Source organism: Microcoleus vaginatus FACHB-2002 (assembly GCF_040004035.1).
GTDB classification, from domain to species: domain Bacteria; phylum Cyanobacteriota; class Cyanobacteriia; order Cyanobacteriales; family Microcoleaceae; genus Microcoleus; species Microcoleus vaginatus_C.
The window spans coordinates 1-17,232 of record NZ_JAMPLN010000066.1 but is presented as its reverse complement, the minus strand read 5'-3'; the positions used below and the strand labels follow the sequence as shown (position 1 = coordinate 17,232).

8 protein-coding genes and 3 pseudogenes are annotated in these 17,232 nt (G+C 44.6%); 8 read left to right on the top strand and 3 right to left on the bottom strand.

Annotation, left to right across the window (positions count from 1 at the left end; translation table 11 throughout):
• The first annotated feature begins 236 nt into the window (after positions 1 to 236).
• On the top strand, positions 237 to 791 hold the full coding sequence (locus NDI35_RS28855; protein WP_445315702.1) for a hypothetical protein: 555 nt from the start codon (positions 237 to 239) through the stop codon (positions 789 to 791).
• 169 nt (positions 792 to 960) lie between these two features.
• The gene (locus NDI35_RS28850; RefSeq protein ID WP_445315701.1) at positions 961 to 1,947 is read left to right on the top strand and encodes a hypothetical protein; all 987 of its coding nucleotides are present in this window, start codon (positions 961 to 963) and stop codon (positions 1,945 to 1,947) included.
• A 238-nt stretch (positions 1,948 to 2,185) separates the two neighbouring features.
• Here the strand turns inward: NDI35_RS28850 and NDI35_RS28845 are convergent.
• Together NDI35_RS28845 and NDI35_RS28840 are read right to left on the bottom strand one after the other, a co-directional pair.
• A pseudogene (locus tag NDI35_RS28845) lies at positions 2,186 to 2,278 on the bottom strand (Uma2 family endonuclease); the annotation flags it as partial.
• A gap of 163 nt (positions 2,279 to 2,441) precedes the next feature.
• Positions 2,442 to 3,212 (bottom strand): MeeY/MeeF family manganese export membrane protein, encoded by a 771-nt coding sequence (locus NDI35_RS28840; RefSeq protein ID WP_445315700.1) that lies wholly within the window; start codon positions 3,210 to 3,212, stop codon positions 2,442 to 2,444.
• Between the two features lie 338 nt (positions 3,213 to 3,550).
• Here NDI35_RS28840 and psaM point away from each other — a divergent pair, with 338 nt between their 5' ends.
• Together psaM and NDI35_RS28830 are read left to right on the top strand one after the other, a co-directional pair.
• Positions 3,551 to 3,646 (top strand): photosystem I reaction center subunit XII, encoded by a 96-nt coding sequence (psaM, locus tag NDI35_RS28835; RefSeq protein ID WP_293136392.1) that lies wholly within the window; start codon positions 3,551 to 3,553, stop codon positions 3,644 to 3,646.
• Positions 3,647 to 3,931: 285 nt separating this feature from the next.
• A complete protein-coding gene (locus tag NDI35_RS28830; protein WP_445315699.1) occupies positions 3,932 to 4,348 on the top strand; it encodes a slr1601 family putative cell division protein in 417 nt (138 codons plus the stop codon).
• Positions 4,349 to 4,571: 223 nt separating this feature from the next.
• On the opposite strand, the gene ctpA is transcribed toward NDI35_RS28830, so the two are convergent.
• A complete protein-coding gene (ctpA, locus tag NDI35_RS28825; RefSeq protein ID WP_445315698.1) occupies positions 4,572 to 5,810 on the bottom strand; it encodes a carboxyl-terminal processing protease CtpA in 1,239 nt (412 codons plus the stop codon).
• Positions 5,811 to 6,322: 512 nt separating this feature from the next.
• Between ctpA and NDI35_RS28820 the strand changes: the two are divergent.
• The 4 genes and pseudogenes from NDI35_RS28820 to NDI35_RS28805 all read left to right on the top strand — a co-directional run bounded on the left by NDI35_RS28820 (position 6,323) and on the right by NDI35_RS28805 (position 16,940).
• Positions 6,323 to 7,413 (top strand): annotated as a pseudogene (locus tag NDI35_RS28820) (IS701 family transposase).
• 18 nt (positions 7,414 to 7,431) lie between these two features.
• Positions 7,432 to 8,409, top strand: a complete 978-nt coding sequence (locus NDI35_RS28815; RefSeq protein WP_445315697.1) for a leucine-rich repeat domain-containing protein — start codon at positions 7,432 to 7,434, stop codon at positions 8,407 to 8,409.
• Between the two features lie 80 nt (positions 8,410 to 8,489).
• Positions 8,490 to 9,582 (top strand): annotated as a pseudogene (locus tag NDI35_RS28810) (IS701 family transposase).
• Between the two features lie 146 nt (positions 9,583 to 9,728).
• A complete protein-coding gene (locus NDI35_RS28805) occupies positions 9,729 to 16,940 on the top strand; it encodes a DUF4347 domain-containing protein (RefSeq protein WP_445315696.1) in 7,212 nt (2,403 codons plus the stop codon).
• Positions 16,941 to 17,232: the final 292 nt, after the last annotated feature.

The window sequence follows — 17,232 nt, the reverse complement described above, 5'->3', positions numbered from 1 at the left end:
GATGTTCCCACCCCATATCCTGCTAACTATTAAATGTAGCTAAAGATTCCATCCTGTTTTGAATAATGTTTTTGGCTCTTGATCGCTACATCATACATCAATTCAGCAACGCCTCCCCGCGTAACAATGACAGGATAACAGATGTGCAATCGATTTGTGTAAAAAGGGCGATCGGCATGAGGATACTTGTCCTCCAGCGCCAAGGGCAGATACACCGAACATACTCAGTCTAAAAGTTGCTTGAACTTGGGTTCGGTGATGAAATAAACGAAAAGTTTCCGCCTCTCCAAGAAAATAGCTATGTTCCACGCATAAGTTTTCCGTATATTTACTTAAATCCGGTAACTCATTTGCAATTTTTATGTTTATTTGGTATAATCCGCTATGTGAATCAAGTCATAATTAACAAAATCACTACTAAAATGGAATTATCTGTACTAGCTTTACAAGCAGCAACTATTGCACTTTGGGTAATTGATAAAGTTTCGGGTGGGGCTTTAGAGAAGGCGGGAGCAAATCTTCTAGATTTCTTAGAAAAACGATTTCAAGACAAACTCCAGATCAAGGATTCTGAACCAAAACTTTTAGAAGCTGCGATCCTAAGTGAAGCTGAGTGCGACAAGAAGTTTCAAGAAGATCTCGAAAGACTGGTAACTCAGTATCAACACATACAAAAAACACAAATTACCTCCTATGTTTCTCAGAGAAATCAATCAGGCGTAAACCTTAATGTTGACAAAAATTCGGGAACAGTCATTGGACAAAACATAGAAAAGCAATTTTTTCGTTGAGAATTATCTTGACCTTCAAAACATAGACTTAGAGCCAAACAATAATTTTTTCATAAGGCTTTTAAACTACATTAAAGTAGTTTTATTTCTGATATCTACTATATGTTTTTGGCTCTTATTTGGTTGGTTAGCTGACTACTCTTTTCCCTTTGGTCAAGCTTTAGATTTAATGCTTGCTTGTTTCAAAGGTACTATTTCAGCCAGGATTAATACCCTACAGCAGCAATTCCAAAAAACAGATGTAGTTCCCCAGCCTGAAAACAAGCAGCAAGTTCCAAAACTAAATAACTTAGAGTCTCAAGCATGGTTATATGAGGGTATATTAGAGCGTCTTGGTGCAGATCCTTCTGCAAATCATGAAAGAATTGCAAGAACACTTGAGGCCTTGGAGTATAAAAGAAGTGAACTTCTACAAGAACTAGAGCCTCGAAGACCTCGAAAATATCGGATATTAACCGGAATACAAGATGCTGCTCGTGTTCTTTTAGCTAGTCAGGCTGAGAAAGATTATGAGCAGCTTCAGAAAATTGTAACTAATCTGGTTATTTTTACGAGAAGCAGGGAACCGTCACAAATCATTCTTTCAGAAGTAATCACCAAATTAGCTGCAGAGATAGGACAAAATGCTAATCAAATTAGCCCTTATCGTCTTCGTCTTGCTTATAAAATAGAGGAATTAATCAAGGTTTTATCAGCAAAGCTAGTTTTAGGTGATGATGCCTCTATAGCTGATATTAACAATCACTCAATTATTAATGAGCTGCAATCTCGTATCAATCTTTTATCCAAAGAATTTAACAAGTTACTTATAGCAAAACAAGAAAATACAAATGAGATAAACGGACGCATAACAGAGATTTATAAGCTTACAAAAACTATTTCTGATTTGTATAGAGACATATCAAATCGTGATGCAGATATAGTGGCTTTGCAAAAAAATATTCAAAACTTAACGGAATCTGTCCAAGAAAAGCAGGCTAATATAAACAGCCTGCAAAATTCCCTATCTGAATTGCAAAGAGATTTGGAAGATTCCCAAATTACGCCAGAAGAATATGAGAAAATCGACAATAAAAGTGATTATGTGTTTGTTAAAGCCCATGACAGAAATGGGTCGCACGTCAAAGCACATTACAGAAAACGACCAAATAAATAAACACCCAGCAGCCTAATAACCAGCTTGGAGCGGACTGCCGAGAGATATTGGTAGGAATTCAAAGGTTAATAGCAGTCGCTCCACTCAACCGATCGCACGCACACCCATTCCCCCAATTCCCGTCCTCTTTTCGCCGTAAGATCGATCGCCCTCTTTTCCTATCCTAAAAAAATACAGCCACCACTAAAGATCAAATCCGATCCGGATCGATCGCCTGCGTGAGCCAATATGCCGCCAACCCCCTCAGCAACCAATTCCCCTCGCTATCCCACCAGTCTAACCATTGCTGAGTCGGATTTTGATAACTGCCTTCCCATAGGCCCAATTGTACTTCTATAAGTTCGATCGGCTAGTGAAGGAAAGGATATTACAAAATAAAAGCCTTTCATCCGCGGACTAAAGTCACCGGGATGAAAGGCTTTTGTACGTTTTGACCAGCCTTCAATCTTGTTGGTTTGACAGATTTAAGCTAATTTTATTCAGATGAAAGTATGTTAAATTTCGGACTTTTGTCCTTGCGATTCCGGCAGTGCAACTTCAGACTCCGGCTGATTCAGAGCCATTTCTAGAGATTTTGCAATCTCGACTGGTTCGGGAGTACGCTTAGAAAATCCCCAGACAAACATCAAGACAATACTGGAAACTAGCAGCCATTGCGGAGGAACTAACTCTGGATTAATTACTTTCACCAACAACCGCAATCCCACGAACCCAACAGTGATGTAACCAGCACTTTCTAGGTGAACGAATTCATCCAGCCAGCGGATAAACAACCCGGCCATGAATCGCAGGGCAATAATTCCAATAGTAGCACCTGTTACGACGATAAAAGTGTTATCAGAAACAGCGATCGCAGTAGTAACGCTATCCAAGGAAAACGCTAAATCCGTAAAAGCAATCATGGGAATTGCTTGCCACACAGACGCAAATCTGGGCCCGTGATGTTCTCCTTCAGAGTCTGTATCTGAAGTAAAATGTTGGAAAACAAGCCACAGCAGGTAGAGAGCACCAAGCAGCTCAAACTGCCAGTATTGGATCACCCAAGTAGCCGTTAAAATTAGGGCGATCCGCAGTACAAAAGCAATTATCAAACCAACGTTGAGAGCCTTTTGCTGTTGCTTGGCATCTTCCAAACCTTTAGAAATAGACGCCAGGGCGATCGCGTTGTCAGCCGAAAGTACAGCCTCCAAAGCCACCAAAACCAACAATAATAAAAAGCCGTCAACTCCAAAATTGGGTGAAGCGTCGAGAAATTGATCTAGCATTAACTATTTTGTGCACCTAAAATTGGCAAGGGTCGAGCGCAGCGCAAATTACCCGCTCTGTCTAACATTAGTGTCACCTTCACTTAAATCTTAACCTAACGCGGTAATTCTGTGGGAGGCGATCGTCCGAACAACGTCCGAAGGAAGCAGTCCCAGGAAACAAGGAAAAATTCTCCCCCTCCGACACTCATAAACTCCGCCACTGCGCCACTAGGCCTCTAAGCCACTCCCCCCCGGAGGCACCATTTGTGTTGCAAGTTGTAACAAATGATTCCCAAAAGCGCCAATTTGTCTCAAATTGGTGAAAGCTCGTCCTCGCGAAAAGGAGTTTTGCGAATATGTCTTTAACAGATACCCAAGTCTACGTAGCGCTCGTAGTTGCTTTGATTCCCGGAATCTTGGCTTTCCGGCTGTCAACTGAACTGTACAAATAGTTTCCAGACACCAGTTGCGAACCGCAAAACGCCTGCCTGAACAGTTAAATCTCTCGCTTTACAGATACAGACAATTGCTGCCACAGTGCAGTAGATTGTTTGTGTTCAGCAAGACGACACTGCAAGGGCAGGCATTTTTATGGGAAAATTCCGTCTTCAGGGGTCACCTTTGTCTCAACAATTTTGGCTGTCAGCACCCTGACAAACAGCGGCGAGTGTGCGTTAAGCTCAGAAATTGCTCTGTTGAACTCAAAAACGTCAGTCTCAGGTATTTGAAAAAAAATTATGCAAGCGATTCAACCCCCCGTTACCCCACTGCGTCCTGTAAAAAACTCCCCTCGGGTTACTCCTCGTCGCAGCAGCAGCCGCCAGCGTTCCTACCCTCACCAAACCCTCGCGGCCGAAACAGGCGTCAAGTTGGCAGTCAACATGGTACTTTCAGTCTGTGCCACTTCTGCTTTGCTTCAGCTTTGGCCTCACTACCGGGCGGTGCAAGAAAAATTGCACGAAATCCAAGCTGAAGTCAATCTTACCCAAGGGCGAGTAAATCAGTCGCGATCGGACTTTAACCGCTACTTTGACCCTAGCCTTGCTAAAACTGTGATGCAAGAGCAGAGCAACCAAGCTGACCCGCAGCAGCGTCCGGTGATTTTGCAAGAACCCAATGTACCCGAAGCCGAGGAATCAACCCCGCAACCTTAAGGAAAGGGGAGTTTTGGGTTTTGATATCACGTCCGATGTGCATCATTCTTTTATGTCATTGCTTCGCACAGCGAAGAATGACAGATGAATCTGTCGGACGTGATATCACTTTTGAGTTAAATAGTTTTTAGGAGCATTCTTGTCTATCCTTGGGAACGAAACGCAGAGACAGACAGACCTGCGTATTGTCACCTGTTGCAATCTCAAAACTTCAAACTCGGGCTTATACTGACTTTGCCAGCACGGTTTTTTCTTTCAGTAGTTGCAGTGCAGCTTGATATTGCAAGTCTGCTTCGGTGCCGATTTGATCGCGCGCGATAGGCTCCAAAGGCACTACGCGATCGGGCGAAATCCCCAGCTTGTTAATATCTTTATGGTTCGGAGTCTCGTACTTAGCAACAGTCACGGCTAACCCGGAACCGTCAGACAAATCAAATAGCGACTGAATCAACCCTTTGCCAAAAGTCTTTTCGCCTACCAGTTGAGCTCTGCCGTTATCTTGCAGCGCACCAGCCAAAATTTCGCTAGCACTGGCACTTCCCTTGTTCACCAAAACAATCAGCGGATCGTTAGTTAGGGCTTGTCCATAGGCTTCAAAACTGCCGAGAATGCCTTGTCTGTTCACCGTGTAGACGATCGTTCCGGAATCGAGCCACAAGCGGGCAATTTCAATCCCTGCTTGCAACAGTCCGCCCGGGTTGTTCCGCAAATCGAGAATGTAGGCGGCGGCTCCTTGTTTTTCCAAGCGGTCGATCGCGTGAGCGACTTCCTCAGTGGCGTTAGCGCTGAATTGACTCAAGCGAATGTAGCCCACCGGCAAATTTTCCGACCCCGACTGCAATTCGGCGTAAACCGGATTCAGAGCAATGCGATCGCGCACTAGCTCAATGTCCTCAGCAGCCTCCCTCCCCTCGCGCCCCAAGGTCAAGGTAACGGCAGTGCCGATGCGGCCGCGCATTCGAGTTGCTGCTTCGTCTAGGGTCAAGTCTGAGGTAGGAGTGCCATCAATTTTCAGAATGCGATCGAGGGGTTGGATGCCAGCTTTATCCGCCGGTGAGCCGGCCAAAGGAGCCACCACTGTCAGGGTATTTGTCTGGGGGTCGATCGCAATTTGCAGCCCCACACCCGTCAATTCTCCCGAAGTGTTGACCTGCAAGCTGCGGTACTGTTCTGGTTTCAGCAGTCGAGTGAAGGGGTCGTCGAGTTTCGCCAGCATCCCCTGAATAGCCGTGTAAGTCTGCTGTCTGTCGTTAAGCGGTTCCTTGACAGCTTTTTGGCGAATCGACCACCAGTTTTGAGAGTTGAAGCTGTCGTCCACATAAGAGCGATTGACAATTCGCCAAGCTTCGCTCAATAGCTGCTGTTCAGGAGTCAGCGCCGCCGCAGGCTGGGCCCACCCGCCTAAAACCAGGACGACTTGGAGGAAAAGTACAATAGCAATCTGGAAAGCTCGTCTGTGCATGATTGTTCTGTAAAATACCAGTAAGTATTACATTTTATGTATTTTACGTTTGTACGCTGGGAACGCTGTTGGAGATTTAACCCGCCTTTTGAACGATCGCGAGCGTCCCGCTGGCACTTGTAAATAAATATAGGCGATCGGTCGTCGATGATATTACGCGATCGTCTCAGAAATAGGGCGCGATTCGCTTGCGCCCTGGGCTGGCGCGACCACAGAGGGGTTGCTTGTAAACCTGGTTCGACTCTCCGCAGAGATACTAAAGTACCGCCTGAGCATCTCGATTAGGACTTAGGCATCGGAGTTGAGAAACCGGGTTTGATGTACGAAAAGATGCGTTCTCACCTGCCGATTTGGTAAAAAACCCGGTTTTTGAGTTTCGGAGTACGTCCAGGACTATCTGTCTGGATGCAACAAGATTTACTGGCATCCGTACATCATCTATACTAGGAGTTACGCATTGACAGAATAACAAAATAGTGGATTGATAAATATAGGTCGTCTACTTTCTAGGTATCGGACAATCAGAGAAATCACGCTTACCATCCACAGCACAATGCAATCTAAACCTATACACCTTATTTTTACTGTCAGAGCCAAAGTTTGGAGGTTGTAGCAGGTTATCAGAAATATTGGGAGACGTTTCACATTCAGGGTGTGAATCGCTTTTTATTGAGAGAGCGATATGAACCGAAAGATTTATTCAAGATAATAGAGAAAATTATTAACTTGGTAGGAGGAATACTAAGTGTAGACGATAGTGTGATAGAAAAGATTTACAGCGACCCGAAAAATGCCGAGTTAATCAGTTATTTTTGGTCAGGAAAAGCGCATAAAAAAATTATTGGCTTAAATTTAATTACTCTATATTACAGCGATATTAATGGTAAGGAGCGTGCCAATAAATTACAGAATATATGACAAAAAGGAGGGCAAAACAAAAAAGGATTATTTTAGAGAGATGGTAAGTGAAATAATAAGCTGGGGAGTCAAGCCAAGAATAGTGACAGGAGACAGTTGGTATTCAGGAGTAGAAAACTTAAAATTTATCAAAAACAAGAAATTGGGTTTTCTATTCGGAACTGAAAAAAACAGAACTGTCTCAAATGAGCCGCATAAGTATTGTCAAGTAAGGAATCTGGTAATTCCAGAGTCAGGATTGAGAACTCATCTGAAAGAATTTGGATTTGTCAATTTGTAAAGGTGCGACTTTGAAAAAGAAGACTCTAGACATTATATTTTGTATCTTCCCGATGAGGAAAAAATTAAAGATATAACTAGAAATGAATTTATGATAATTCATGATACTCATTGGGGAATTGAAACCTTTCATCGAGCCATAAAACAAGTCTGTGGAATTTGTCGGTTCATGGTTAGAGATACTCAGGCAATCAAGACTCACATCTTTTGTTCACTTCAAGCTTTTGTTAGGCTGGAGTTTATGCGCGTTGAAAAAATAATTAGCAATTGGTATGAAGTACAACGGAATCTATTTACTTTAGTTGTACGTGAGCATATTTTTGCTAATCTTAATAGTAAGGGCACGATTCTGGAACGCATAGATAATGTTTTTTGTCAATGCGTAACTCCTAAAGAATTGTGTTAGACCGGGAAACACAATAAAGTGAATACTTACAGAGAGACAAACGACATGACGCTAGGCAAAGCAATGGGGCGAATTGACCAAGCAGCCGAGGAAAAATTGACAAAACTAGATTTGTCGAAGCTCGGGCTGAAAAAATTACCACCGGAAATTGCTAAGTGTACGCATCTGACACGGCTGGTTCTCTATAGCAATCAGATTACAGAAATCCCAGACTATATCGGACAATTGTCAAATCTGAGAGAACTTGACCTCAATACCAATCAAATTACTTCTATCCCAGAGGTGCTGGGGCAACTGTCAAATCTGACAGAGCTTGACCTTTATAGCAATCAGATTATTTCCATCCCAGAGACGCTGGGGCAACTGTCGAATCTGACACGGCTTTACCTCGGTCGTAATCGGATTACCTCCATCCCAGAGGCGCTGGGGCAACTATCAAATCTGACACGGATTGACCTCGGTCGTAATCGGATTACCTCCATCCCAGAGGCGCTGGGGCAACTGTCAAATCTGACAGCGCTTGACCTCAGTGAAAATCAGATTACCTCCATCCCAGAAGGGCTGGGGCAATTGTCAAATCTGACAGCGCTTTGCCTCAGTCGTAATCGGATTACCTCCATCCCAGAAGCGCTGGGGCAACTGTCAAATCTGACAGCGCTTAACCTCAGTGAAAATCAAATTACCTCCATCCCAGAAGCGCTGGGACAACTGTCAAATCTGACCTCGCTTAACCTCAGTGAAAATCAGATTACCTCTATCCCAGAGGCGCTGGGACAACTGTCGAATCTGATAAGTTTTGACCTCAATGAAAATCAGATTACCTTCGTCCCAAAGACCCTTCGTGACGTGAAAAGCCTGCAAACACTCGACTTGGGGGGGAATCCGCTCTCGATACTGACTAGCAGCGCCGCACAATTAGAACAAAATCTAAAAGCACTCAAAACCTCCTTATCAGGGATTAAAACCTTCATAAAAAAAAGGATAGATAAGTATTGAGTTAAAAGTTTTTAGGAGTTACGCATTGACAGAATAACAAAATAGTGGATTGATAAATATAGGTCGTCTACTTTCTAGGTATCGGACAATCAGAGAAATCACGCTTACCATCCACAGCGCAATGCAATCTAAACCTATACACCTTATTTTTACTGTCAGAGCCAAAGTTTGGAGGTTGTAGCAGGTTATCAGAAATATTGGGAGACGTTTCACATTCAGGGTGTGAATCGCTTTTTATTGAGAGAGCGATATGAACCGAAAGATTTATTCAAGATAATAGAAAAAATTATTAACTTGGTAGGAGGAATACTAAGTGTAGACGATAGTGTGATAGAAAAGATTTACAGCGACCCGAAAAATGCCGAGTTAATCAGTTATTTTTGGTCAGGAAAAGCGCATAAAAAAATTATTGGCTTAAATTTAATTACTCTATATTACAGCGATATTAATGGTAAGGAGCGTGCCAATAAATTACAGAATATATGACAAAAAGGAGGGCAAAACAAAAAAGGATTATTTTAGAGAGATGGTAAGTGAAATAATAAGCTGGGGAGTCAAGCCAAGAATAGTGACAGGAGACAGTTGGTATTCAGGAGTAGAAAACTTAAAATTTATCAAAAACAAGAAATTGGGTTTTCTATTCGGAACTGAAAAAAACAGAACTGTCTCAAATGAGCCGCATAAGTATTGTCAAGTAAGGAATCTGGTAATTCCAGAGTCAGGATTGAGAACTCATCTGAAAGAATTTGGATTTGTCAATTTGTAAAGGTGCGACTTTGAAAAAAAGACTCTAGACATTATATTTTGTATCTTCCCGATGAGGAAAAAATTAAAGATATAACTAGAAATGAATTTATGATAATTCATGATACTCATTGGGGAATTGAAACCTTTCATCGAGCCATAAAACAAGTCTGTGGAATTTGTCGGTTCATGGTTAGAGATACTCAGGCAATCAAGACTCACATCTTTTGTTCACTTCAAGCTTTTGTTAGGCTGGAGTTTATGCGCGTTGAAAAAATAATTAGCAATTGGTATGAAGTACAACGGAATCTATTTACTTTAGTTGTACGTGAGCATATTTTTGCTAATCTTAATAGTAAGGGCACGATTCTGGAACACATAGATAATGTTTTTTGTCAATGCGTAACTCCTATATACCTTAAAAATTAATGATTATATAGTTGGTTAAGTTATCAAAAGTTATATGAATTTTTGATAAGGAAAGTGGGAAAAACAAATTTTTTTGGATAGCTGCTAAACAAAAACATAAGTCATAGGGTATCCTAATATCCTATTTTAATTTTACCAGGTGTGTCATGTTAAACTCACTAACTCGACTTTCCACAAAAGCGATCGCATTTATCGATGCTGCCGTCCCCGACCCTCAAACCTTAATCGACGGCGTTATCCCTGAAACCGAGGTAATTCAATTAGAGTCAAACCGCAACAGCCTGGAACAAATTGCCGAAGCTTTGGAGGGTGAGCAATTTTCAATAATTCACATTATTGCCCACGGGCAACCCGGTTGCGTGCAATTGGGGAACGTTGAATTGAGTTGGGAAAAGTTGAGTGATCGCGCGGGTAATTACGCAGCAGCAGTCCAAGGATGGGCGCGATCGCTGACACCAAATGCCGAAATTCTCCTCTACGGCTGTAATGTTGGCCAAGGAAATATAGGCAAAGCATTTGTACAGCGTTTTAGTCAACTAACAGGGGCAAGTGTTGCTGCTTCTGAGAATCTCACAGGTTGTGCAGAAGGCGGCGGCGACTGGGAATTGGCAGTGACAGCGGGGACAATTAAAGCTGGCATTGCATTTCGGCCAGAAGCGATCGCAGCTTACGGCCACGTTCTCAATACGTTTAAACAAACACCTACTGGCTTGACAACAGGAAATCTCCCTACAGCTATTGTTAGCCAGGACTTTAACGGAGATGGTCTTCTCGATTTAGCCGTAGCTAACAGAAGTTCTGACAGTGTGTCGATCTTGTTGGGAACAGGTCAAGGTAATTTTGGAACTGCTACTAACTTGACCTTGGGGAGTGGAGGATCTCCCAGCGGTATTGTTGCGGGCAATTTTAATGGGGATACGCTTCCCGATTTAGCTGTATCGGTAGCCATTGGCGGCGATATAGGAGGAGGGGTTTATGTCTTTTTGGGAACAGGGCAAGGCAACTTTAGCAATCCTAACAACTTTGGCCCTGGGATCACTAAAGAGGCGATCGCTGCGGGAGATTTTAATCAAGACGGCTTCGCTGACTTAGTTGTGGCAGAAGAGAACCAAGTTTCTATTGCTTTAGGCAATAATCAAGGAACTTTTGGTGATTTTAACAATGTGGGGACTGCAGTCAGCCCCTTAGCGATCGCGATCGGAAATTTTAACGGCGACAACAATCTCGATGTTGTTGCCACTAACAGGAATCCGGCTAACAGCGTTTCTATTTTTTTCGGTACGGGCCAAGGCACTTTTGGCAATCCAACCAGCTTGAATACCGGCACAAGTCCCAGCGCGATCGCAGTTGGAGATTTTAATGCTGACGGCAGTTCCGATCTGGCTGTAACCAATGTAGGCAATCAGAACGTATCAATTTTCTCAGGGACAGGTCAAGGCACTTTTAGCAATCCTGCTAACTTTAATGTTGGGTTAAGTCCTGAGGATATTGCCGTTGGTGATTTCAACGCTGACGGTCAACCCGATTTAGCTGTAGCGAACGTCACTTCTAATGATGTTTCAATTTTAACTGGCACCGATCAAGGAACGTTTAACGGGCCGTTTAATTATAATACTGGGGGAATCAGTCCTAGCGCGATCGCGGTTGGAGATTTTAACTCTGATACCAAACCAGATATTGCTGTCGCAAATACCAACAGTAACAGAGTTTCAATTTTGTTGAATGTGCTATTGAAAGCAAGTTTTGGTAATTCTGCGTACAGCAGTCTTGAAGGAGACGCAGATGCGACTGTTAATATTCCTGTGACTGTCGAAGATGGTTTACGATTTACAGACTTGATTGTACCGATCGCAACTGTCTTGCCTGTTCCTGCTGGCACCTCACGAGCTACTCAAGGTTCTGACTATACTCTTTCTACTAATACTCTCACATTTCCCGCAGGTAGTGGCAGTTCCACTCAAAATATAGCTGTCACTATCAAACCAGACAACCTTGCAGAAATGGATGAAGCAGTTGTCTTGAGTTTTGGTACGAGTCCGGGAGGGTTTGCAGGTACAATCCCTCAAACTACCCTAACAATTCCTGCTAACGATCCGATTATTTACACAGTTGGTGCTAGTGCTGGTACTGTTCCTGAAGGCAACTCCGGCACAAATCCGCTGATATTTACTGTTAGTCGCAGTGGCGGTACAGATTCAGCCGGGACTGTCGATTATGGAATTGGCGGAACTGCAACCAACGGCAGCGATTACAATAATATCGGCGGTACTTCGGGCGCAACAAGTACAAATGGTACTATTAATTTTGCATCTGGAGAAACATCAAAAACTGTCACCATCGATGTATTAGGTGATGGTAGCGTTGAACCAGACGAAACTATTAGTGTCACTCTCTCAAATCCCGTGACATTGCCTAATGGTGGTTTTCCCAGCGGCAGCTCAACAATTGGTTCTGCTAGTGCGACAACTACTATTACTAATGACGACACTGCTGGAATTTTAGTCAATCCCGATAGCGGATTAACTACAACAGAAGCAGGAGGAACAGCAACATTTACTGTCCAACTCAACTCTCAACCAACTGCTAACGTGACTGTTGGCTTAAGCAGTTCCAATGTTGCCGAGGGAACAGTTTCTACACCATCGCTGACATTCACTCCCGCCAATTGGAGTGCGCCGCAAACTGTAACGGTAACAGGCGTTGATGACAATATTGCAGACGGCAATCAAACTTATACTATTTTCACTGCGGCTGCTGTTAGTACAGACAGCAATTACAGCAATTTCAGTGCTGCCGATGTCACCGTTACGAATAGCGACGACGAAACTCCCGGCATTACCGTTAATCCCACAGCAGGATTAACGACAACAGAAGCGGGAGGTACGGCTAATTTCAGTGTTGTCCTCAACACTCAACCTACGGCACCTGTTACTATCGCTTTAAGTAGTTCTAATCCTGCCGAAGGAACTGTTTCTACTAATACCTTAAGTTTCACTCCTAATAACTGGAATCAGGCGCAGACGGTAACGGTGACAGGTGTTGGCGACAATATCGCTGACGGCGATATTCCTTACACTATTGTCACTGAGGCTGCTGTTAGTACAGACAGCAATTACAGCAATTTCAGTGCTGCCGATGTCAGCGTTACTAACATCGACAGCGATACAGTCGGCGTTACCGTTAATCCCGCCAGTACCACAGCAGCAGAAGGCGGCGCAACGGGAATTTATACACTTCAGCTAAATTCGCAGCCAACCGCGCCCGTAACAGTCAGCTTTGACGGGGGGAATCAAATAAGTGCGATCGCCCCCCTTAGCTTCGACGCTACTAATTGGAATATTGCCCAAACTGTAACTGTGATTCCGACGGATGACACAGTTGTAGAAGGTACTCACACAGGCACAATCAATCACGCCGTAACAAGTACCGACGCGAAATATAGCGGAATTGCGATCGGGCCTGTCACTGTCGCCATTACCGACAATGACACGCCAACATCGCCAACACCCACACCAACATCGCCAACACCCACACCAACACCAACACCTTCAATTACACCGACACCAACGCCGACGCCAACGCCAACGCCGACACCAACACCGCCAATCACACCGACGCCAACGCCGACACCAACACCGCCAATCACACCGACGCCAACGCCGACACCAACACCACCAATTACACCGACACCAACACCGACACCAACACCACCAATTACACCGACACCAACACCGACACCAACACCACCAATTACACCGACACCAACACCGACACCAACACCACCAATTACACCGACACCAACACCGACACCAACACCACCAATTACACCGACACCAACACCACCAATTACACCGACACCAACACCACCAATTACACCGACACCAACACCAACGCCTACAGTTTTTCCGCCGCCAACACCGCCAACGCCTACTGTTTTACCGCCGACACCACCACAAATCATCATGCCGCCGGCGATACCTGCTGATAATTTAGCCAGAAAGATAGTTGTAGGTTCCAGTACCGGAAGCTACAGCGATGCTATCAGTAGCAGCAACATTGATGATTACTACAAATTCAGTTTAGGTGCTAGGAATGACTTCAACTTGTCGCTGGCTGGAATGAATGCAGATGCTAAAGTTGAGTTGCTCGACAGTAGCGGAAATACGATCGCCACTTCCAACAATTTTGGCATCGCATCCGAGTCAATTAACCGCACTTTAGAACACGGTACTTACTACGTTCGAGTTTCCTCAGCCAACGGTGGAGAAACTCCTTACAATCTCAACTTGTCTGTCGTACCCCGCCTGAACGGTATTACAACCACAGGTTCAGATGCCCGAGTCTACAAAGCTGGAGAGTTGATCTCAGTTATAGATGGAACATTCGCTCCCGCCACTGATATATCTGGCCCGCTGATTAACATCGATGATTTCCGCGCAGCACCGCGTTTTGCCGGAATAGACGGCAATGGTTTTGCAACAGTAATTTTGGATACTGGCATCGATCTAGACGACCCATTTTTTGGTTCTGATAGTGATTCAGACGGCATTGTCGATCGCATTGTCTACGATTACGATTACGCCTATGGCGATGACGAAGCTGACGACGTTGACGGACACGGTTCAAACGTCTCTAGTATTGCTACTTCCCAAAATGGAGTCCACACAGGGATGGCACCCCGTGCTAACATCATTCATCTCAAAGTTTTGGATGATACGGGCAGCGGCAGTTTCGCGAATATAGAACAAGCTTTGCAGTGGGTGATAGAAAACGCAGCGGCGTACAATATCGCCAGTGTGAATATGTCCCTGAGTGATCGCGGCAATTACAACAGCCTCCAAACGAGCGGCATTAGCGATGAACTAGCAGCGCTAGCAGCACGGAATGTAATTGTTGTTTCCGCATCGGGGAACGATTTCGGGCCATTCGGCTATAACAGCGTTCAGGGTGTTGCCTACCCCGCAGCCGATGCTAACTCACTCTCAATTGGTGCGGTGTACGATGCGAACCTGGGTTATCGGATAGAAGGCGGTGGCGCTATTGCCTATACCACCGATGCCGATCGCATTACACCATATTCTCAGCGCCACTCCACTTTAACAACCGTTTTTGCTCCCGGTACTTTAATTACCGGTGCTGGCCCGGGCGGCCCTTTGACGAACTATTCTGGTACGAGTCAAGCTGCACCTCATGTTGCTGGAGTAGCAGTGCTAGCGCAACAGTTAGCCCAGCGAGATTTGGGCCGCCGGCTAACCCCAACTGAGTTTGCGAATTTCTTGCAGTCAACGGGCGTCACGATTAATGACGGCGACGACGAAGACGATAACGTTACCAATACAGGCTTAAACTTCCAGCGCGTTGATATGCTGGCTTTGGCTCAAGGTATTGTCGGCAACAACCCGCCAGTTGTGAATCGTTCTGTGTTTTCTCAAAGTGCAGCGCTGGGTTTTTCTCAAACTGGTAATGCTTTTAATTTAGCGACCAATACCTATACTGACACCGATCCGGGCGACACCATTAATTATTCGATCGCCCTGGCAAATTTTAGCGCTTTAAGTCCATCTGCATTTACCTGGGAAACCGATCTCAATGGCGGTTTGTATCGCCAACCAAATGCCGGTTCAAGTTTCCCGGAAATTCCTTTGCCTTCCTGGCTAACTTTTAATTCCGCAACCCGTACTATCAATTTAGGCCCAACTCGCCCGTCAACTTTTGACTATTGGTTAAAGGTAACGGGAACTGATGAATCTGGCGCGAGTGTTGACGAGGTAATTCGGTTCAAGAGTTATGCCCTCGGCGGTTTTGTGATTGACGGTTATATCGCTGGCGCTACAGTCTTTTTCGATGCCAACAAAAACGGTGTATTAGATGCTGGCGAACCTTCTGCCACTACTGCAGATAGCGGCGAATTCGATCTCGATCTCGACTCCAACATTTTCGACAAAAATCAAAATGGCGAACTCGATCCAGAGGAAGGCAATATTGTTGCTTTTGGTGGCATTGATACTGCTACGGGTTTGCCTTTGGAAACGCCTGTCACTGCCCCGCCTTACGCTACTGTTGTCACCTTGTTAACCAGTTTAGTAGCAGATTTAATTGACAAAGGAATTGACAGTGATCGCGCCGAATCTCTCGTCAAATCTTCTCTTTCCATTCCCGCTAATGTTGACATAACTAGCTTAGATCCGATCGCAGCTACCGAAAACGCGATCGCGGGTGGAGTAGAAACTTTGACTGCAATGGTCAAGGTACAAAACGTCATTACCCAAACTGCTGCTTTAATAGACGGTGCGTCGATTCTGGAAAATACCGACAGCGTAAAAGCAGTTGTAAGTGCGATCGTTCAACAAATTCAATCGGGGACAAATCTCAATCTCAGCGATCCCAACCAGTTAGCAACAATTGTCGATCGCGCCGCCACAGCAGCGCAACAATTTGACTCGGATTTAAACACTCAGCAATTGTTGCAAATTGCCCCGGATGCAGCTAAGGTAATGGCCGAAGCAAATCAGCGCATTGACCAAGTTGTATCCAACACTGCAACAGCTTCAATTCACCGAGAAGTTGCCCGCGTGCAAAAAGTAGCCCTAGGTGCAACCTCTGAAGACTTAAAAGCAGTCGGTACAGGTACGAAATCGATCGCCCAAGTTATTGCCGAAAATACTGGTACTGCCTTAGATACCAAAATTCAACAAACGACATTGCCCGATACACCTGCTGTTGCGGTGATTGAAGGAGAAATAGATGCGATCGCAGTTAACTCCAATCTCACCGGCACTGACGGCGACGACAGCCTCGACGGCGACAGCGGCAGCGATACAATCGCCGGCAAACGCGGCAATGATACTCTCAGCGGTTTGGGTGGCAATGACTGGATACACGGCAATCAAGGCAATGATTCCCTCGACGGTAGCGACGGCGATGACACTGTTTACGGTGGCAAAGAAATCGATATTTTGTTCGGCAGTAATGGGCAAGATATCCTATTTGGAAATCGCGGTCAAGATAGCTTGAGTGGAGGTGAAGGCAATGACAGTCTTTACGGCGGTCAAGCTAACGATATTCTGCTGGGCGGTAACGGCGACGACTTTCTCAGCGGGGAAAACGGAGATGACAGTTTGATAGGAGGAAATGGGAGCGATCGCTTCTTAATTTCAGCCAATTCTGGCAGCGATATCATTTTTGATTTTGAAGCCGGCATCGACTTCCTCGCACTTGCAGACAATTTAACCTTCTCGCAACTTTCTATTATCCCTAGCAACAGTGCAACTTTAATCAGCTTGACAGCAACTGGGGAAATTTTAGCTGCTATCAAGGGCGTGACAGCTAACCAAATTAGCATCGCCAATTTTAGTTAAAACATTAGGGACACAGGCAAATCCTGTGTCCCTGAAATTCCTTCAACAATCACGGATGGTGCAACCGGAATCGCTCTAATTCATCTGCGTTAATCTGTGTTTATCTGCCATCATCTGCGGTGACAAAAAGAGAATGTATTAACCGCATATGACAAGGGAGTGACGCCCGTTTACGCAGATATAGTTATTTCAAATAAAAATGAGACACTAACTTGCACAATAAGCGCGAATAATCTCATCAAGAGATGTGGCAGAATGCGAATACATTATAGCTCTCTTTAATGCACTAAAA